Origin of the sequence: Nocardia sp. CA-151230 (assembly GCF_050942175.1) — a bacterium.
In the GTDB taxonomy this organism is placed as follows: domain Bacteria; phylum Actinomycetota; class Actinomycetes; order Mycobacteriales; family Mycobacteriaceae; genus Nocardia.
On record NZ_CP192061.1, the window covers coordinates 847088 to 869631 of the forward strand.

1 protein-coding gene and 1 pseudogene are annotated in these 22544 nt (G+C 72.0%); both read left to right on the top strand.

From position 1 onward, the window contains the following. Positions 1–27: 27 nt before the first annotated feature. A complete protein-coding gene (locus ACQP1O_RS03800) occupies positions 28–7374 on the top strand; it encodes an amino acid adenylation domain-containing protein (protein WP_433564517.1) in 7347 nt (2448 codons plus the stop codon). A 303-nt stretch (positions 7375–7677) separates the two neighbouring features. Next, positions 7678–22488 (top strand): annotated as a pseudogene (locus ACQP1O_RS03805) (amino acid adenylation domain-containing protein); the annotation flags it as partial. Positions 22489–22544: the final 56 nt, after the last annotated feature.

Genomic DNA, 22544 nt, shown 5'->3' on the forward strand with positions numbered 1-22544 from the left:
GCTGGACGTGTGAGGTGGACAACACGGATGGATACAACCCGTAGATCAGTCCGTGGGAGCAGACGCCGCCGGTCCGGCAGCCCCTTCTTCGGTCAACTGCTCACCGCGGCAGTCGAATCCGCCGGCGATGCCGTCGCCATCAGTTTCAATCCCACCGGAAACCCTTCCGACCAGCGCGAACTCACCTACCGGGAGCTCGACGAGCAGTCCTCGCGGGTGGCGCGCGAACTCATCGCCCTGGGCATCGGCCCAGGTGACGTGGTGGCCATGGGCATCGCACGCTCGGTGGAATCGGTGCTGGCCATGTGGGCCATCGTGAAGACCGGCGCCACCTATCTGCCGGTGGATCCGACCTATCCGGGCGACCGGATCGAACACATGCTCACCGACTCCGGCGCGAAATTCGGCGTCACCCTGGCGACCCACCGGGCCGGGCTGGGGACCGCCGCCTACTGGATCGAACTCGACGATCCCACCCGGGCCGAGCGCATCGCGGCCCGGCCCGCGCACCCGATCTCCTATGCCGACCGCACCCGGCCGCTGACCGAGCAGCACCTGGCCTACGTCATCTACACCTCGGGCTCCACCGGTAAACCCAAGGGTGTGGCCATCACGCACTCCGGGCTGGCCGGGCTGGCCGCCCGCCGGGAAAGCCGTGCGGTGACCGAGGATTCCCGCATCACCCAGCTCACCACCCCGAGCTTCGACTTCTCCATCGTCGAGATGCTGTACGCCTTCACCGCGGGCGCCACCCTGGTCGTGGTGCCGCCGGACGTGTTCGGCGGCCACGAGCTGTCCGAGCTACTCAGACGCGAACGGATTACCCACATCTGCATCACGCCGGCGGTGCTGGAATCGCTCGATCCGGCTGTCCCGCAGGACCTGCGCGCCATCATGTGCGGCGGTGAGCGGGTGCCGCCCGCCCTGGTGGATCGCTGGATCACCCCCGACCGCGACTTCCATATCGAATACGGCCCGACCGAGGTCACCGCGCTGTCCACCGGCACCGCGGCGCTGTCGCCCGGCGGCGGCACGCACATCGGCACCCTGCTGCCCGGGATCGGCGCGTACGTGCTGGACGCGGGTCTGCGGCCGGTGCCGCCCGGCGTGGTCGGCGAGCTCTATCTGGCCGGACCGGCACTGGCCGCGGGCTATCTGAACCGGCCCGTGCTGACCGCGGAGCGCTTCGTCGCCGGACCCTACGGCGAACCCGGACAGCGGCTGTATCGGACCGGCGACCTGGTCAAACGCCTGGAGAACGGGAACTTCGAACACCACGGCCGCACCGACTTCCAGGTCAAGATCCGCGGTCTGCGCATCGAACTCGGCGAGATCGACAGCGCCCTCACCGCGCACCCCGGCGTCGACTTCGCGGTCACCCTGGGCACCACCCTGCCCACCGGCGCCGCCGCCCTGGTCACCTACGTGCTGCCCAGCCCCGGAACCGCCCTCGACACCGCGGAATTGGCAGCCTTCGCGGGAGAATCCCTGCCCGCGTACATGGTTCCCGCCGCCATCATGGTGCTCGACGAGATCCCGCTGACCCCGGTCGGCAAGGTCGACCGCGAGCGGCTGCCGGAGCCGGTCTTCACCACCCGGGCCTTCCGTGCCCCCGCGACCGCCGCCGAATCCGCTGTCGCGGAGGTCTTCTCCGGCCTGCTCACCCCGCCCGGCGCCGAGCCGCTGCGCGTCGGCTCCGACGACGACTTCTTCGAGCTGGGCGGCAATTCGCTGCTGGCCACCCAGGCGGTGGCCCGCATCGGCACGGCGCTGGGCCTGCGGGTTCCGGTGCGCGTGCTGTTCGAGGCGTCCACCGTCGCCGACCTGGCCGCGCTGCTGGCCGGGGAGGCCGACGGGAACACCGCCCCCGCACTGGTATCCGGGCCGCGGCCCGATCGCGTGCCGCTGTCCTACGCACAGCAGCGCATGTGGTTCCTCAATCGGTTCGCACCCGACAGCGCGGTCGACAATGTGCCGCTCGCGGTGCGGCTCTCGGGCGAGCTCGACGTCGAGGCCATGCGCGCCGCCGTCCGGGACCTGGTCGAGCGGCACGAGGTGCTGCGCACCGTCTACCCCGAGGTGGACGGCGAAGGCTATCAGCAGGTGCTGCCGCTCACCGATCCCCGTGCGATACCCGACCTCCCGGTCGAGGACATCGATGCCGCGGAGCTGACCACCCGGGTGATGGCACTCGGCGGGACGGGCTTCGACGTCACCGCCGCCCCGCCCATCCGGTTGCGGGTGCTGCGCCTCGGACCCGGCGAGCAGGTGCTGGTCGGCGTGGTGCACCACATCGCCGCCGACGGCTTCTCCATGGGCCCGCTCACCCGGGACCTGGTGACCGCGTACGTATCCCGCAGTTCCGGGGCCGCGCCGCACTGGGCTCCGCTGCCGGTGCAGTACGCCGACTACACCCTGTGGCAGCGCACGGCACTCGGCGCCGAGGACGACGAGAACTCCACGCTGGCACGGCAGATCGCCTTCTGGCGCGAGACACTGGCCGAACTACCCGACGAACTGGTGCTGCCGTCGGATCGCCCGCGCCCGCCGGTCGCCTCGTATCGCGGCGGCACCTACCGCTTCGAACTCGCCGACAATGTGTACGCCGCCGTGCGCCGGCTGGCCCGTGGCCACAACGGCACCACCTTCATGGTCGTGCACACGGCACTCGCGGTCCTGCTGGCTCGGCTGTCCGGCACCCGGGACATCGCCGTGGGCACCCCGGTGGCCGGGCGCGGCGAGGCCGAATTGGACGACCTCATCGGCATGTTCGTCAATACCCTCGTGCTGCGCACCGACGTCGATCCCGCCGCCGGGTTCGCCGACCTGCTGGATCTGGTGCGCGACACCGACGTGCGCGCCTTCGGCCACGCCGACGTGCCCTTCGAACGACTGGTGGACCTGCTCGATCCGGCCCGCTCGCAGGCGCGCAATCCGCTGTTCCAGGTGATGCTCTCGTTCCAGAACCTGGCGCCCGCCGAATTCCGGCTACCCGGGCTCACCGTCTCCGGCACCGACCTGGAGGTGCCCTTCGCCAAGTTCGACCTGCAGCTGACCGTGCAGGAGAGGGTGGACGAGCGCGGCGACGGCACCGCGATGGCGGCCGAATTCTCCTATGCCCTGGACCTTTTCGATGAGCCGACCATCGCGTTGTTCGCCCGCCGTTTCGCCCGGGTGCTGGAACTGGTCGCGGCCGACCCGGGCGCACCCGTCGGGGATCTCGACCTGCTCGCGCCCGAGGAACGCCGCCGCGTCCTGACCGACTGGAACGCCACCGGCTTCGACGTCACCGCCGCGGCCGGCCTGCCGAACGATGTCGCGCCGACCCTGATCTCGATGTTCGAGGCGCAGGTCGCCGACACTCCGGACATCGTGGCACTGGTCTACGCGGACGAGCGCCTCACCTATCGGGAACTGGCCGACCGTGCCCGCCGGCTGGCCCGCGAACTCATCGACGGCTACGGGGTCGGGCCGGAAACCTCGGTGGCCCTGGCCATCCGGCGCTCCACCGACCTGGTGGTGGCCATGTACGCCGTCCTCATGGCCGGCGCCGCCTACCTGCCGCTGGACCCCGAACAGCCGCTCGACCGCAACGAGCACATTCTCGGCACCGCCGGGCCCCGCCTGGTGCTGACCACTCGGCGGGACGGCTTCGACAGCGGGCGTGGCACTCCCGCCCTCTTCGTCGAGGAGGCCGAGGAGCGGGCGCGGACCCGGCGGGCGAGCACACCGATCTCGGACGCCGAACGGATCCGTCCGCTGCGGCCGGGGCACCCCGCCTACATCCTGTTCACCTCCGGCTCGACCGGTCGGCCCAAGGGCGTGGCCGTCGGCCACGCCGCCATTGTCAATCGGCTGGTCTGGATGCAGGCGCAGTACCGCCTCACCTACGCGGATGTGGTGCTGCAGAAGACTCCGGCCACCTTCGACGTGTCGGTGTGGGAGTTCTTCTGGCCCTTGCAGACCGGCGCGCGCCTGGTGCTCGCCACCCCGGACGGGCACCGCGATCCGGTGTACCTGGCCCAGGTGATCGCCGAACAGGGCGTCACCACGGTGCATTTCGTGCCGTCCATGCTCGCGGTATTCCTTGCGGCACTGGGTGAGACCGGCCAGAACCCGCCCGGAGCGGAGCGGAGGGCAATCGAACTCCGTCAGGTGTTCGCCTCCGGCGAGGCACTACCCGGGCCGACGGCGCAGCGACTACGGGAGCTGACCACCGCCCGCCTGCACAACCTCTACGGTCCGACCGAGGCCGCGGTCGACGTCACCTATCACGAGGTGACCGATGCCGACACCGTGTCGGTGCCGATCGGCCGACCGGTCTTCAATACCGCTCTCTACGTGCTGGATTCGCGGTTGCGACCGGTCGCCCCCGGCGTCCCGGGCGAGCTGTATCTGGCCGGTGCCCAGCTGGCCATCGGCTATGTGGCCCGCCCGGACCTGACCGCCGACCGGTTCGTCGCCGACCCCTTCGGTCACGGGGCGCGCATGTATCGCACCGGCGATCTCGTGAAGTGGCGTGTCGACGGCGAACTGGAATATCTGGGCCGCACCGACTTCCAGGTGAAACTGCGCGGCCTGCGCATCGAACTCGGTGAGATCGAGGCGGCCCTGCTGGCCCAGCCCGGGGTGGCCCAGTCGGTCGTGGTGGTGCGCGCCGACGCGCAGGGCGGTGAGCAGCTGGTCGGCTACGTGGCCCGCGACCCCGCCGCGGAGGTCGATCCCACGCTGGTGAAAGCCGCTCTGACGCAGCTGCTTCCGGCCTACATGGTGCCCTCCTCGATCGCGGTCATGGACGCCTTCCCGCTCAACGCCTCCGGCAAGCTGGACCGCCGGGCACTGCCCGCCCCGGTGTTCGAGCCCCGGCGTTTCCGCGCGCCGTCGACCCCGATCGAAGAGATCGTGGCGGGCGTCTTCACGGATCTGCTCGGCGCGGACCGGGTCGGCGCGGACGACGACTTCTTCGAGCTGGGTGGCAACTCGCTGATCGCCACCCGGGCGGTCTCGCGGATCAATGAGGCGCTGGAAGCCGGCGTCTCGGTGCGCGAGCTCTTCGAGACCGCAACGGTTTCCGGTCTGGCCGCCCGGATCGCGCCGGGCACCGCGACCGGTGCGCGTCCGCCGCTGGTGGCGGGGGAGCGTCCGGCGCGGGTGCCGTTGTCGCTGGCGCAGCAGCGCATGTGGGTGCTCAACCAGCTGGACCCGGAATCCCCGGCCTACAACATCCCGATGGTGATCCGCCTCACCGGCACCCTCGACGTGCCCGCGCTGGCACGGGCCGCGGAGGACGTCCTGACCCGCCACGAGGTGCTGCGCACCCGCTACCCGGAATCGGGTCCCGGCGGCGCTCCCTACCAGGAGGTGCTCTCGGTCGCGGAGGCGCTGGCGGGTGGTCTCGAGACGGAGCGCGCCCGCGACATCGGCGCGCGGGTGCAGGAGCTCATCTACGCCGGATTCGATGTCGCGCACCAGGTTCCGGTGCGTATGCGACTGCTCACCGGGGACGCGCCCGACGATTACCTGCTGATCCTGGTCGCCCATCACATCGCCGCCGACGGCGCCTCCTTCGCGCCGCTGGCCCGCGATCTCATGATCGCCTACACCGCGCGCGCCGCGGGCGAGACGCCCGGCTGGGCGCCGCTGCCCGTGCAATACGCCGACTTCGCACTGTGGCAGCACGCGGTGATCGGCTCGGACACCGACGAGAACTCCGTCGCCGCAGCGCAGGTGGACTACTGGCGCGGACAGCTCGCCGATCTGCCCGCGCGGCCGCTGCTGCCGCTGGACCGGCCCCGCCCGCCGGCGCCGTCCATGGCGGGCGCGCTGGTCGACTACGTCGTGCCCGCCGAGATCCACGCCGAGTTGAATCGCATTGCGCGCCGCCACAATGCGTCACTGTTCATGGTGATGCACGCGGCCGTCGCGGTTCTGCTGGCGCGGCAGTCGGGCAGCCCTGACGTCGTCGTCGGCACCCCGATCGCGGGCCGCGGCGAGCAGGTGCTCGACGGCCTGGTCGGCATGTTCGTCAATACCCTCACCCTGCGCAGCACGGTCGATCCCGCCGCCTCCTTCGACGATCTGGTGGCCGCCGCCCGCGAAACCGATCTGTCGGCCTTCGCCCACGCGGACGTGCCGTTCGAGCGCGTGGTGGAGGCGGTCGCGCCCGGCCGTGGCCAGGCCGATCCGCTGCTGCAGGTGGTACTGGCGTTGCAGCACAACGAGGTGGCCGAGCTCGAGCTGCCCGGCCTGTCGGTCTCCGGGGTGGACGCGGCACTGGAGGCCGCCAAGTTCGACCTGCAGATCGGCGTCGAGGCCGGGCCGCTCGCCGCGGACGGCACCCCCGGCGACCTCGCCGTCGTCTTCTCCTATGCCACCGAGCTTTTCGACGAGTCCACCATCGAGGCCCTGGGCGCGCGCCTGGTGCGCATCCTGGCCGCGGTGGCTGCCGACCCGCACATGCCGGTGGGCGACATCGATCTGCTGAGCCCGGCCGAGCGCGCCCGCCCCCGGGCGCTGCCCGCGCCCGCCCCGGCGGTGACCACCACCGCGCACGGCACGGCGCTGCCGCAGTCGCTGTCCGCCGCGGTCGAGGACGACCCCGACGGTCCCGCTCTGGTCCGGGGTGAGGAGACGGTGTCCTACCGCGACCTCGACGCCCGCTCCTCGCGTTTGGCCCGCTTCCTGATCGGGCGCGGCTGCGGGCCCGGCACCGGCGTCGCCGTGCGGCTGGGCCGGGGAGCCGACCTGGCCTTGGCCACCTGGGCCGTGCTCAAGACCGGTGCGGCGGTGGTGCCGCTGGCCGGTCTGGACCGGCTGCCGCCCAGCGGACTGGATGTGAAGGTGGGCCTGACCGCCGGGAAACCGGTCGCGGTGCCCGGCATCGACTGGCTCGCGCTGGACGATCCCGCGGTGACCGCCGAGGTCGCCACCGAATCGGCCCGGCCGGTCACCTACGCGCACCGCATTCGCGCGCTGCGCGGCGATGACACCGCCTTCGCGGCGCCGGGCCGGACGTCGCTGAGCTATGACGAGGTCGCGGCCATGGTGGATCGGGTGCGGGCCGAGTCCGAGCTCACCTTCGAATCACGCACCTACTGGTCCGGTCTGGCGGATCACCCCCTCGCGCTCATCGAACCGATCGCCGCCGGCGGCGTCGGGGCGTCAATGGTCCTGGCGGAGGCCGGCGCCGATCTCACCGAGACCCTCGCCGACGAATGGGTCACCCACCTGTTCGCCGACCGGGTCCGGCTCGACGGGCCGGACCCCGCGGAACTGGACGATCTCACCGCCCTCGTGGTGGACGGGCTGCCCGTCCCCGCGCGGTGGTCGGGTCTGACCGTCGTCGCCGTCCCGGGGGCCGCCACCGCCCGATGAGCACCTGGTGAGCGGCCCGGAGTGGCCCTCCCGCTCGCAGGACTGAATACTCCTTTGGGGAAGCGCGCGTGACCGGTCCCTCCGCGGGGGCCGACAGCCCTGCCACCAGCAGGGTCGAGTAACGCGGCCTGCGTGAACCCGATGAACAATGTCGGTGCACGCGGCGGTATGGGCAATGACGGACAGGATGAGGACAGGCTGCATGATTCGGGTGGTCGGGGACCGGAAGATCGAGCTCGTGGCGGTGGCGGCATGACCCGCACGGCTCGCGTACGTCCCACCCGGACCCGCCGCGGACCCCATATTCCGACACTCCCGCAGTTGCTGGCGACCGCGGTCGAGGCCAATCCGGGCGGCCTCGCTGTCACGGTCGCCGACGCCGACCGCAGCCTGGCCGCGCTGAGCTACGCCGAACTCGACGAGCGTTCGAACCGGCTGGCGCGCCTGCTCATCACCCGGGGCATCGGCCCGGAGGATCTCGTAGCGGTCGGTATCCGCCGCTCGCTGGAGTCGGTGGTGGCGGTGTGGGCGGTCGCCAAGACCGGCGCGGGTTTCGTCCCCGTGGACCCCAACTATCCGGCCGACCGTGTCCGGCACATGATCTCGGACTCGCGGGCCGTGCTCGGCCTGACCGTGGCCGAGACCCGCTCGAGCCTGCCGACCACGCTGCCCTGGCTGGAACTGGACACCGAGGAGATCGCGGCCGCCGCCCAGGGCTATCCGGCCGAACCGGTCACCAATGCCGACCGCGCGCGCCCGCTGCGGGCCGAGCATCCGGCCTACGCCATCTACACCTCGGGGTCGACGGGCCTGCCCAAGGGCGTGGTGGTCACCCACACCGGCCTCGCCGCGCTGACCGCGGAGATGCGCGAACGCTTCGGCATCGGGCCGGAGTCGCGGGTGCTGCAGGTGGCCACCCCGTCCTTCGACGCCTCGATCATGGAACTGCTGATGGCCATCGGCGCGGCCGCGACCATGGTGGTCGCGGTGCCCGAGGTGTACGGCGGTGACGAACTGGGCCGCCTGATCGCCCGGGAGCGGGTCACCCACGGCCTGATCACGCCGTCGGTGCTGGCCTCGCTGGATCCGGATCAGCTCACCACCATGGAGGCCATTGTCGGTGGCGGCGAGGCCATTTCGGCCGAGCTGGTGCGCCGCTGGTCCGGCGACTCGTCCGGTCGCCGCCGCTTCCACAATGCCTACGGCCCGACCGAGGCGACCATCGCGACCAATATCTCCGATCCGCTGTCCCCGGACCGGCCGGTGACCATCGGCGCCCCCATTCGCGGCGCCGGCGCGTACGTGCTGGACGAATGGCTGCGGCCGGTGCCGGTCGGCACCCCGGGCGAGCTGTACATCGCCGGTGCGCTGCTGGCGCGCGGCTATCACGCCCGGCCGGAACTGACCGCGGCCCGCTTCGTCGCGAACCCGTTCGGCGGGGGCGCGGGCGCCCGGCTCTACCGCACCGGTGACCTGGTGCGTGCCAATGCCGCCGGTGAGCTGGAGTATGTGGGCCGCAACGACTTCCAGGTGAAGATCCGCGGCCTGCGCATCGAGCTGGGCGAGATCGACGCGGTGCTCGCCGGGCACGAGTCGGTCGACTTCGCGGTCACCGTCGGTCACGAGGTGAACGGCCGCGCCACCGCGCTGGTCTCGTATGTGCATGCGGCCCCGGGCTTCTCGGTGGACACCGCGGTGCTGTCGGAGCTGGCCGAGCGGACGCTGCCCGCGCACATGGTGCCGGCCGCCATCATCGTCCTCGACACCATCCCGCTGACGCCCGCGGGCAAGCTGGACCGCCGCGCGCTGCCCGAGCCGGAGCTCGAGGTCACCGAGTACCGGGCTCCCGAGACGGCGACGCAGCAGGCGGTGGCCGAGGTCATCGCCGAGGTGCTGCGCCTGGATCGGGTCGGCCTCGACGACGACTTCTTCAGCCTCGGCGTGGATTCCATCACCGCCATCCAGATCGTGTCCCGGGCCCGGGCCCGGGGTCTGGGCTTCAAGCCCAAGGAGATGTTCACCGCCCGCACCGTGGCCGCGCTGGCCGAGCTCGCGGTGCCGGTCGACACCGCCGCCGCCACCGAGGAACTCGCCACCGGGCCGCTGGTCGAGCTGAGCGCCGACGACGAGGCGCGGCTGCGCGAGCGCTACCCGAACCTGTCGGAGGTGTGGCCGCTCACCCCGCTGCAGACCGGCATGCTGTTCCACGCGCGCCTGGCCGAATCCTCGGTCGACGCCTACATGGTCCAGTTCGCCCTCGACCTGGCCGGTGAGATCGACGTGCCGCGCGTGCACGCCGCCGCCCGCGCCATGCTGGACCGGCACGTGAACCTGCGGGTGGTCTTCGCCGAGGACAGCGCGGGCAATCCCCTGCAGGTCGTCCTCGACGAGGTCGAACTGCCCTGGCAGTACCTGGATCTCAGTGACCGGGTGCCCGCCGAGGCGTTGGCCGAGACCGACCGCCTGATGGCCTTCGACGTGGCCCGCCACTTCGACATGAGCACCGGGCCGCTGCTGCGCGTGGCGCTGTACCGCACGGGCGCCGACCAAGCGCAGGGAGGTGGAGCGTATCGGGTCTGCGTCACCAGCCACCACATCCTGATCGACGGCTGGTCCATGCCGCTGCTCATCCAGGACATGCTGCTGCTGTACGCGGCCGGCGGCGACGCGGCGCAGATCCCGGCGGCGCGGTCCTACCGTGACTACCTGGCCTGGCTGGCCGCGCGCGATCACGACGCGGCGCGGAAGGCGTGGCGCGAGACCCTCGACGGGTTCACCGAGCCGACGCCGCTCGCGGCCGTCGATCCCTCGCGCGAGATCACCTCGGGCATCGGCGAAGTCACCTTCCAGCTGTCCGAGGACGACACCGCCGCGCTCACCAGGGTGGCGCACCAGGCGGGTGTCACCCTCAATACCGTCGTGCAGGCCGCGTGGGGTCTGCTCATCGGCCGCAGCACCGATCGCGACGACGTCGTCTTCGGCGCCACCGTGTCCGGCCGTCCGCCGCAGCTGGCGGGCATCGAGACCATGATCGGCCTGTTCCTCAACGCCATTCCGGTGCGGGTGCGGCTGACCCCGGGCAGCACGCTCACCGAGGTGCTGCGGGCGCTGCAGGACGAACAGGCCGCGCTGCTCGACCACCACTACGTCGGGCTGGGCGAGATCCAGGAGATCGCCGGAGTCGACGGGCTTTTCGACTCCATCGTGGTGTTCGCCTCCTTCCCGGTGGACGAGGAGTCCCTCGACGACGCCGCCGCGCCCATCGACGGCGCGGGCATTCTCGGCGCATCCGCGGTGAACGGCACCCACTACCCGCTCACGGTGATGGTGCAGCCGCGCGGCAAGGGCCTCGGCTTCGGCGTGAAGTACCTGCGCGACCTCTTCGAGGCGGACGCGGCCGAGGCCATCGCGCACCGGCTTTCGGCGCTGCTGTCCCGCATCGCCGCCGACCCGCGGGCGCGGGTGGCCGCGGTGGACGCGCTGCTCGACGGCGAGCGCCGCGAGCTGGCGGCCGTCAATGCCACCGAAGTGCCCGAGCTGCTGGACGATTCGACGCTGCTCACCCTGTTCGACGCCCAGGCGGCGCGGACCCCGGACGCCCCGGCCGTGATCTTCGGCCGCACCACCCTGACCTATGCCGAGCTGGACGCCCGCTCCCGCCGGCTGGCGCAGGAGCTCACCCTGCGCGGTGTCGGCGCGGAATCCCGGGTGGCCGTGGCCATGCGGCGCGGCATCGATCTGGTGGTCGCCGTCTACGCGGTGCTGCGCTCCGGCGGCGCGTACGTGCCGGTGGATCCCGATCATCCGGCCGAGCGCAACGAGTACGTCCTCGAGGGCTCGGCGCCTGTGTGCGTGCTCACCCGCGCGGCCGACGACTTCGAAACCGCTTCCGGCGTACCGCTGTTCTTCGTGGACGCGCTCGCGGGCGCGGACCCGTTCGTGGAGGTCGCCCCCGCGGGCGTGCGCCCGGACAACGCCGCCTACGTCATCTACACCTCCGGCTCCACCGGCCGCCCCAAGGGCGTGGTCATCACGCACCGGCAGATGGCCAACCAGTTCCGCTGGGCCCAGCGCACCTACCCGCACCGCGCGGGCGACGTGGTGCTGCACAAGACGCCCATCACCTTCGACATCTCCACGTGGGAGCTGTTCTGGCCGTTGCAGACCGGCGCGGCCGTGGTGGTGGCCGAACCGGACGGGCACCGCGACCCGGCCTACATCGCGCGCACGATCGACGAATACGCCGTCACCTCCGTGCATTTCGTGCCGTCCATGCTCGACGCCTACCTCGACGGCGCGGCCCGGCGGCACGCCTCGCTGCGGTGGGTGTTCGCCGCCGGTGAGGCCCTCACGGCGGAGAGCGCCACGAAATTCGCTGCCACGCTGCCGGATACCGAGCTGGTGAACTGGTACGGCCCGGCCGAGGCCACCGTGGTCACCGCGCACCCGGCCGAGCGCACCCACGGCGTCGCCGTGCCGATCGGCAGCCCCGTCGCCAATACCCGCGTGCTGGTGCTGGATCGGCAGCTGCTGCCGGTGCCCTTCGGCGCGGCCGGTGAACTCTATGTCGCCGGTGTGCAATTGGCGCGCGGCTACCTCGGCGCGCCCGCGCTCACCGCCGAACGCTTCGTCGCCCACGAGGACGGGCAGCGGCTCTACCGCACCGGTGACGTGGTCCGCTGGATCGACGTCGGCGGTGCCGAGCCGGCCGGGGCCGGTACCTCGCATGCCCTGGAGTACCTGGGCCGCAGCGACTTCCAGGTCAAGCTGCGCGGCCAGCGCATCGAGCTCGGTGAGATCGAGACCGTGCTGCTCGGCCAGGCGGCCGTGCACCGGGCCGCGGTCTCGCTGGTGCGCGGCGCGAGCGGCGACCGTCTCGTCGCCTACGTGGTGCTCGAGGACGGCGCGCAGGTCACCGACGCCGAACTGCTCTCGCACACCCGCGAATCCGTGCCGTCCTACATGGTGCCCTCCGCCGTGGTGCGGCTGGACGCCATGCCGCTCAACGCCTCCGGCAAGCTGGACCGCAAGGCGCTGCCGGTGCCGCAGTTCCAGGCCCGCGAATACCGCGAGCCCGCCACCGCCGCCGAGCGCACGGTGGCCGAGGTGTTCGCGACCGTGCTGCACCTGGACCGGGTGGGCGCGGACGACGACTTCTTCGAGCTGGGCGGCAACTCGCTCAATGCCACCCGGGTGGTCGCGCGACTGGGGGCCGCGGTCGGCGCCCGGGTGCCGGTACGCGCCCTGTTCGAGGCGCCCACCGTTGCCGAACTCGCGAATTCGCTGGGAGCACTGGACGATTCGGCCGTCGCGCCGCTGCGGCCGATGCCGCGGCCGGAGCTGGTGCCGCTGTCCTATGCGCAGCAGCGCATGTGGTTCCTCAACCGCCTCGACACCGACGCCGCCACCTACAACCTGCCCATCGCGCTGCGCGTCACCGGCCCGCTCGACGTGCCCGCGCTGCGCGACGCCGTGGCCGACCTGGTCGCCCGGCACGAGGTGCTGCGCACCTACTATCCCGAGCACGAGGGCGTCGGCCACCAGGTGATCCTGGATGTCCACGAGCCCGACGCCATGCCATCACTGCCGGTCGTTCCGGTCACCGAAGCCGAGGTGGCGCAGGTGGTCTCGGAGGCCGCCTTCGCGCCCTTCGACGTGACCACCACCCCGCCGCTGCGGCTGCGGCTGCTGCGCCTGGACGCCGAGGACCACGTGCTGGTCTGCGTGGTCCACCACATCGCCGGCGACGGCTTCTCCGGCGGCCCGCTCACTCGCGACCTGATGACCGCCTACTTCGGCCGCATGCAGGGGCAGGAACCGTCCTGGACCCCGCTGCCGGTGCAGTACGCCGACTACGCGCTGTGGCAGCGCGAAAGCCTCGGCGACGAACACGATTCCGGCTCGCTGCTGGCCCGCCAGTTCGACTACTGGCGCTCCGCCCTGACCGGACTGCCCGATCAGCTGGAGCTGCCCACCGACCGGCCCCGGCCGGTGGTGGCCTCCGGGCGCGGCGCGGTGCACGCCTTCGATATCGACCCGCACGTGCACGGTGCCCTGAACCGGGTTGCGCAGCAGCACAATACGACGCTGTTCATGGTGCTGCACGCCGCCTTCGCGGTGCTGCTGGCGCGGGTGTCCGGCACCCGCGACATCGCCATCGGCGCGCCCATCGCGGGCCGCGGCGAGGCCGAGCTGGACAACCTGATCGGCATGTTCGTCAACACCCTGGTGCTGCGCACCCAGGTCGACCCCAATGCCAGCTTCGCCGAAGTGCTCGCCGCCGTGCGGCAGACCGACCTGGCCGCCTTCGAGCACGCCGACGCGCCGTTCGAACGCATTGTGGAGCTGCTGGATCCGCCGCGCTCGCAGGCCCGGCACCCGCTGTTCCAGGTGTCGCTGACCGTGCAGAACATGGCCCCGGCCGTGTTCGACCTGCCCGGCGTCACCGTCTCGGACGTCGACCTGACCGTGCCGGTCGCCAAGTTCGACCTGGACCTGACGCTGGTCGAGCGGACCACCGCCGACGGTGTGGCACAGGGCATTTCGGCCGCGTTCACCTACGCCACCGACCTGTTCGATCCGGAATCCCTGGATCGGCTGGCCGAGCGGCTGCGCCGCACCCTGGTCGCGGTGGCCACCCATCCGGAGCGGGCCGTCGGCGACTTCGACCTGCTGGCCGTGGACGAACGGCAGCGCGTGCTGTCGGACTGGAACGCCACCGCCGTCGACGTCGCGGCCGGGCTGCCCCGCGCGGCCACCGCGACCCTGGTGTCGCTGTTCGAGACCCAGGCGCTGCGCACCCCCGACGCCATCGCCCTGGTCCACGACGGCGAGCAGCTCACCTACACCGAGTTCTCGGCCCGTGTCCACCGCCTGGCCCGCCGCCTCATCGCCGAGGGCGTCGGACCGGAATCGCTGGTGGCCCTGCACATCCGGCGTTCGCTGGACTTCGTGACCGCGGTATACGCCGTGCTGGCCGCGGGTGGCGCGTACGTGCCGCTGGACCCGGACCAGCCCGCCGAGCGCATCGCGCACGTGCTGGACACCGCCGAACCGGTGTGCGTGCTCACCACCTCCCGCGACGCCTTCGACGCGGGCGCGCACCCGGTGCTCGAGGTCGATACCGCCATCCTCGCCGGGTACGCCGACCACCCGGTCATCGACGTGGAACGCCGCGCGCCGCTGCGCGCGGAGAACACCGCGTACGTCATCTTCACCTCCGGCTCCACCGGCCGCCCCAAGGGTGTGGCCGTGCCGCACGCCGCCGCCGTGAACCAGATCCGCTGGATCACCGCCGAATACGCGCTCGACGGCGACGACATCGTGCTGTTCAAGACCCCGGCCACCTTCGACGTGTCGGTGTGGGAACTGTTCGGCCCCTTGGCCACCGGCGGCCGCATGGTCGTCGCCACGCCCGACGGGCACCGCGACCCGCTGTACCTGGCCGATGTCATCGCCGCCGAACGGGTCACCCTCACCTCGTTCGTGCCGTCCATGCTGCGCGCCTTCTCGGCGGCCGCCGATCCCGCGCTGCTGACGTCGCTGCGGGCGCTGCTGGTGGCCGGTGAGGCGTTCACCTCCGATGCGGTCGACGCCTTCCGCGCGATCAGCCCGGCGGAGCTGCACAACCTGTACGGCCCCACCGAATTCACCGTGCACGCCACCTACGCACCGGTCGCCGGCGACGTCTCCGGCGCCGTGCCGATCGGCGGCCCGGTCTGGAACGCCCGCGCCTACGTGCTGGACTCGCGCCTGTACCCGGTCGCCCCCGGCCTGGTGGGCGAGCTCTACCTGGCGGGCGCTCAGCTGGCCCGCGGTTACGTCGGCCGCGCCGATCTGACCGCGGATCGCTTCGTGGCCAGCCCCTTCCGCCGCGGCGAGCGCATGTACCGCACCGGCGACCTGGTCCGCTGGAACGCCGACGGCAACCTGGTCTACCTGGGCCGCACCGACTTCCAGGTGAAGCTGCGCGGCCTGCGCATCGAGCTCGGCGAGATCGAGGCCGCGCTCACCTCGCACGCCTCCGTGGACCAGGCCGTCGTGGTCCTGCACTCGGCCGAGAACACCGGCGACATGCTCGCCGCCTACCTCGTGCCCGCCGCCGGCGATATCGACCGGCACGCATTGAAGGCGCACCTGGCCGCCCGGCTGCCGTCGTACATGGTGCCCGCCGCCCTGGTGGTGCTGGACGCCATGCCGGTCAACGCGAACGGCAAGTTGGACCGGAAGGCGCTGCCCGCACCGGAATTCGAGGCCCGCGAGTTCCGCGCCCCGGTCTCCCCCGTCGAGCAGACCGTCGCCGGCGTCTTCGCCGAGACCCTCGGCCTCGGTCACCCGGTCGGCCGCGACGACGACTTCTTCGCCCTCGGCGGCAACTCCCTGGTCGCCACCCAGGTGGTGGCCCGCCTCGGCGCGGCCCTCGACACCCGCGTCCCGGTCCGCATCCTCTTCGACGCGCCCTCGGTGGCGGCGCTGGCCGCCGCCCTCGAATCGGCCACCGGCACCGGCCGCCGCGCCCTGGTGGCCGGTCCGCGCCCGGAGCACATTCCGCTGTCCCCGGCGCAGCAGCGCATGTGGTTCCTCAACCGCTTCGACACCGAGTCCGCCGCCTACAACATCCCCGCCGCGGTCCGGCTCACCGGCGCCCTGGATGTGGCTGCGCTGCGCGCGGCCGTCGCGGATGTGGTTGCGCGCCACGAGATCCTGCGCACCATCTACCCCGAGACCGACAACGGTCCCGTGCAGGTGGTACTTCCGGTCGCGCAGGCGACGCCTGTCCTCGAGGTTCGCTCCGTCGCCTCCGGCGAGGTTCCGGGCGCGGTGCTCGCGGTGGCCTCGCACCTGTTCGACGTCACCACCGAGGTGCCGCTGCGCATCGCGTTGTTCGAGATCACCGACGCCCCCGGCGAATACGTGCTGACCCTGGTGATCCATCACATCTCCGGCGACGGCTCGTCGGTGACCCCGCTGACCCGGGACCTCATGGTGGCCTACGCCGCCCGGTCCATGGATCTGGAACCGGCCTGGCAGCCGCTGCCGGTGCAGTACGCCGACTACGCCATCTGGCAGCGCGAACTGCTGGGCGACGAGCACGATCCGCAGTCGGTGGCCGCCGCCCAGATCGGCTACTGGCAGCAGGCGCTGGCCGGACTGCCCGACCAGCTCGACCTGCCCTCGGACCGGCCGCGCCCGGCCGTGCAGTCCTTCCACGGCGGCAAGGTCGAGCTCAGTATCGATGCCGCCGCCCACCGCGCGCTGGTGGATCTGGCGCGCGCCGAGGGCGCGACGCTGTTCATGGTCGTGCACACCGCGCTGGCCGTGCTGCTGGCCCGGCTCTCGGGCACCGACGACATCGCCATCGGCACGCCGATCGCGGGCCGCGGCGAAGAGGCGCTCGACGACTTGATCGGCATGTTCGTCAACACCCTGGTCTTCCGTACCCGGGTGGACGCGGGCGCGAGCTTCACCGAACTGCTCGCGCGGCAGCGCGAAACCGACCTCGCCGCCTTCGCGCACGCCGACGTGCCGTTCGAGCGCCTGGTGGAGGTGCTCAACCCGGTGCGGTCCACCGCCCGGCACCCGCTGTTCCAGTTGGGCCTGTCCTTCCAGAACCACAGTCAGGCCGGTCTGGAACTGCCGGAGCTGACCGTCGCGGGCCTCGACATCGACACCGAGCTGTCGCAGTTCGACCTGCACCTGATCGCTGCCGACCGCTACAGCGAAACCGGCGAGCCCGCAGGCATTCTCGGCCACTTCACCTACGCGACGGCCCTGTTCGACCAGGCCACCGTCGAAGGGTTCGTCGAGCGTTTCGTGCGGCTGCTGACCCGCGTGGTGGCGGAACCGGCCACCCCCGTGGGCGAGGTGGAGTTGCTCGCGCCCGAGGAGCGGGCCCGAATCCTGCAGGGCTGGAACGACACCCGGAACGAGGTCGACACCCGCGCCACGCTGGCGTCCCTGCTCGACCGGACCGCGAGTGCCCACGCGGGGCGGACCGCCCTGGTCGCCGACGGCGAGGGCGAGCTGACCTACGCCGAACTCACGCAGCGGGTCAACCGCCTGGCGCGCCACCTGATCTCGCTGGGCGTCGGCCCCGAGTCCCGGGTGGCGCTGGCCCTGCGGCGCTCGACCGACCTGGTGGTCGCCATGTACGCGGTCACCGCGGCGGGCGGCGCGTACGTGCCCGTCGATCCGGATCAGCCCGCCGAGCGGACCGGCCACATCCTGGAATCGGCCGCGCCGGTGTGCGTTCTCACCACGACCAGGACCGGCTTCGTGACCGGTCTCGCACCGATGGTCCGCATGGACGAGCTGGCGACGGATTCGGTTCCGGCCGGGCCGATCACCGACGCCGAGCGGGTCGCGCCACTGCGCCCGGCGAACACCGCCTATGTCATCTTCACCTCGGGATCGACGGGCCGCCCCAAGGGCGTGGCCGTGCCGCACGCGGCGATCGTCAACCAGTTGCAGTGGAAGACAGCGGAATTCGATCTCGGCGTCGACGACGCGGTACTGCTGAAGACGGCGTCCACCTTCGACCTGTCGGTGTGGGAATTCTGGTCGGCCGCCGTCTCGGGCGGCCGCCTGGTCATCGCCGAGCCCGACGGCCACCGCGATCCGGTGTACCTCAATGCGCTCATGGCCCGCGCGGCCGTGACCGTGCTGCACACGGTGCCGTCCATGCTGGACGCGCTACTGGCCGAATCGAATTCGGCCGTCGGACTGGGCGCGCTGCGGCGCGTGCTGGCCATCGGCGAGGCGCTGCCCGCGACGCTCGCACAGCGGTTCCGCACCGCCTTCCCGGCGGTGGGTCTGTACAACCTCTACGGCCCGACCGAGGCCGCGGTGTCCATCACCAACCACGAGGTCACCGCCGCCGACCGCGTCTCGGTGCCCATCGGCGCACCGGAATGGAACAGCCGCGTCTACGTGCTCGACGCCCGGCTGCGGCCGGTGCCCGCCGGGGTGCCGGGCGAGTTGTACCTCGCCGGTGCGCAATTGGCGCGCGGCTACTTCGGGCGTTCGGACCTGACCGCGGATCGCTTCGTGGCCGATCCGTTCGCGACCGGTGAGCGCATGTATCGCACCGGTGACCTGGTCGCCTGGTCCGGCAATGGTGAGCTGGAGTACCGGGGTCGCACCGACTTCCAGGTGAAGATTCGTGGTTTCCGTATCGAGCTCGGTGAGATCGAGGCGGCGTTGCTGGCGCTGCCGGAGATCGCGCAGACCGCGGTGCTGGCCAAGACCGACGCCAAGACGGGTGACCGGCTGGTGGCCTACCTGGTCCCGTCCGGCTCGGGTGTCGATGTGCCGCTGGTGAAGTCGGCGCTGTCGGCGGCGCTGCCGTCGTACATGGTCCCGGCTGCCTTCGTGGTCCTCGACGCCCTGCCGTTGAACGTGAACGGCAAGCTGGACCGCACCGCGCTGCCCGACCCAGAATTCGAGGCGGCCGTCTTCCGTGCCCCGGCCACCGCCCTGGAACAGACCGTGGCGGAGGTCTTCGCCGACGTGCTCGGCCTGGAGCAGGTCGGCGCGGACGACGACTTCTTCACCCTCGGCGGCAACTCGCTGCTGGCCACCCAGGTGGCGAGTCGCCTGCGCACGCTGACCGGCGCCGAGGTCCGGGTGGCGTGGTTCTTCACCGCGCCGACCGTGGCCGGACTCGCCGCGCAGATCCTGGCCGCGCTGGAGGGCGAACACGACTTCGACTCGAATTCCGAAGCCGGACTTCAGGTCGTGCTGCCGATTCGCGCCACGGGCACCCGGACGCCGATCTTCTGCGCCCCGCCCATGTCCGGAATGTCGTGGTGTTACGCCGGTCTGGCGCGTTTCCTCCCCGAGGACCAGCCGCTGCTCGGCCTGCAGTCGCCCGCCCTCACCGAGGCCGACTACGACCCGGCCGACCTGGCCGACGTGGCCCGCCGCTACGCCGCCGAAATGCGCGCCATCCAGCCGGAGGGCCCCTACCGGGTGCTCGGCTACTCGCTCGGCGGCATCCTGGCCTACGCCATCGCCACCGAGCTGCAGGCCGCCGGGCAGCGGGTCGACCTGGTCGCCATCCTGGACTCCTACCCGGAGTCGAAGTCCGACTTCCGGACCTCGATCCTGGACGAGTTCGCCACTATCGGCGTCGGCCCCGAGGCCTTCCCCGACGGCGACCTGCTCAACCTGAGCGAGGAGGCGCTCACCGCGCTGCACGGCGCGGTGCCGCCGGACCTCGGCGTCCTCACCCTGGACCGCCTGCGCCGCATCTACCGCGGCGCGGTGCGCAGCCTCGAGCTCGAATCGCAGTACCGGCCGCGGCATTTCGACGGCCCCGTCGAGCTGTTCCGAGCCGAGTTCCTGAGCGCCGGTGTCCCGCAGACGAAGTCGTCCGCCGACTGGCGGCCGTACGTCAGCGGGACCGTGGGCGAGCACCCGGTGCCCGGCACCCACCAGATGATGACCACCGCGGAAACCCTCGCCGTGATCGGACCGGTGCTGGCCGGCCTCATCGATCGCGCCGACACCGAACCGGCCGTGGTGTCCGAACCTGTGGTGCGGTCCGAACCGGCTGTGTGGTCCGAACCGGCTGTGCTGTCCGGCGACACCGCCGCTGCCGCCGAGCCGGTGGGCACGCTGCCCGAGCTCATGGCCGCGGCCGTCGAGGCGAATGCGGCCGGCACGGCGGTGATCATCCGCGGTCGTGCCTTCACCTACGCACAGCTCGACGCCGAATCCTCGCGTCTGGCACGGGTTCTCATCGATCAGGGCGCGCGCCCGGGCACCCGGGTGGCCGTGGCGCTGCCCCGCTCGGTGGCGCTCATCCTCGCGGTGTGGGCGGTCGCCAAAACCGGTGCGACCGTGCTGCCGGTGGATCCGGCCACCGGTGACACGGGTGCGATCGACCACCGGACCACGCACGGCATGACCCTCAGCACCGCGACGGCCGCGCTGCCCCCGCTGGCCGCCGGCGGGGAGTGGCTCGTGGTCGACGATCCGCGCGTCGGCGCGGACGTCGAATCCCGTTCGCCCGCACCGGTCGCCGACTCGGACCGCCGCGCACCCGTCTCGCCCGGCGACGCGGCCTGGGTCGATCGCGCGGCCGACGGCTCCGGCGAGGTGGTGCTCGCCCAGGCGGACCTGTACGCGATCGCCACCCGGACGCTGTCCTTCGGCCTGCACGGCGAGGCACGGGCGATCTATCTCGCGGCGGCCGGGTCGAGCCTGTCGCCGCTGGAACCGCTGCTGCCGCTCGGCGCCGCCGCCGCCCTGGTGGTCGCGCAGCACCGCGCGTACGAGCCGGGCGAACTCACCGAACTGCTCACCCGCGAGGCGGTGACCCACCTGGTCCTCGCCGAACCGGTGCGGGACGCCCTGTCCCCGGCGGTCCCCGCGGACGTGCGGATCATCGCCGCCGAGGACCTGCGCGCCCGGCCCGTGGCCGGCATCCGCGACGACGCCGTGTCCGCTACCGGCGAGCCGGTGTCCGTCACAGACGAATCCACGTCCGCCGCAGGGCAGTCCGAGGAGCTCGAGGTCGACTGGGCCACCACCGCGGTGCTCCCGGTGATCAGGCCCGAGGATCTCGAGCGGTCGGTGAAGCTGCGCGATCCGGAACAGCCCGCCGAACCGGAATCGATCCGGGAGCCCGAGCCGGATCCCGATATCGCGTTCCGGCCGGTTGCCGAGCCCGAGCCGGTGAGCCGGGCCGCTGCTGTCACCTCGGAGAACGACGTGGCGGTCGCATCCGAGGAGACCGCACCGGCCGCGTCGCCGCGCGTGGCCGTCCAGAAGCCGATCATGGGGCCGAGACTCAGTGCGGTGGGCGAGGTTTCGCCGCTACCCGCGGGCGCCATGGGCCTGCTCGAGGTGGAACCGTCCGGGGTCTGGGTCCGGGCCATCACCCTCGATATCGCCGCCGGCATCTCCGGCACCCGGGTCCGCCGCTCGGTCGCCGGACTGCTGGACCGGCATCCGGGCCTGTGGGCGCGACTGCGCCGCAATGGCGACGCGGTGGCGCTCGACATCCCGGCCGCCCAGCCGCGCGGCGCCGCGGTGGTCTGGCAGATCGACCCCAACCTGGAGGCCGTCGGTGACCCCATCGAGGCCGTGATCCACGCCGCCGCCGCCGAGTTGGACCCCGAGAAGGGGTACAACATGCGCTTCGTGCTGGTGGAGAACGCGGCGACCGACTCGGCGGAGGAACCGCAGGACCGGCCGGCCGCCGTGCTCGTCGTGGTCGCCAACGGTCTGGTCGTGGACGACGCCTCCTGGCGCACCGTCATCGAGGACCTCACCGCCTCCTGGTCCGGCGGCCACGCGACCCCGCACAGCGCGGACGCCCACCCGCTCGGTATCGCCCGCGCGCTGGCCGAACGCGCCGTGGACGCCGACACCATCGACGAATTGGACTGGTGGCGTGGCCAGCTCGCCGACGTCTCGGAGGGCGTGTCGCCGGAGCTGGTGCTCGGCGACGCCGATTCCGGCGCCCGCGGCCGGGTCTCGGTGTCCATCACCGGCGAGGGCGCGGCGGCCGTCGACGGCGTGGCACGCCGCTACGGCGCCAGCATCGACGACGTGCTGCTGGCGGCCCTGGCCGCCACCCTGCTCGACCCGGGGGCCGAAACCCTGTGCGACACACTGGGTTCGGTGGTGCGGTTGATCGCCGACGGCCGCACCCCCGGCGATCCGGCCGGGCTGCGGACGGTCGGCGCGTTCAGCACCGCCTACCCGTTCCCGCTGCGCCTGGACGGCGTCGACCTCGCGGAGGTGCGGGCCGGCGGCCCGACCGCGGGCGCGGTGATCGAGCAGATCCGCGACCGGGCCCGCGAAGTACCCTCGCAGGGCGTCGGTTTCGGGCTGCTGCGGCACCTGAACCCGGAGACGGTGGCGGAGATCGCCGTACTCCCGGTGGGCCGCATCGGCTTCCGCTACCGTGACCTGCGTCCGGCCCGGGTCTACCCGGAACCGGTCGCCGACGACCTGTACCTGGACATCACCGTGGACACCAGCCAGGACGGCCTCATCGCCCGCTTCGATTTCGTGGGCACGGCGCTCGGTCTGGACCAGGTCAAGCAACTGGTGGAGGGCTGGGTGCAGGCGCTCGGTGGACTCGCCGAGCACGGGCGCTGACGCCCGCGGTGTGACCGACCCGTAGTATCAGCTGAATTCGACACGAGATGAAGGTG

Bases quoted from the DNA above. Each gene is read 5' to 3' on its own strand.
- ACQP1O_RS03800 (WP_433564517.1), top strand. From the start codon at position 28: ATGGATACAACCCGTAGATCAGTCCGTGGGAGCAGACGCCGCCGGTCC.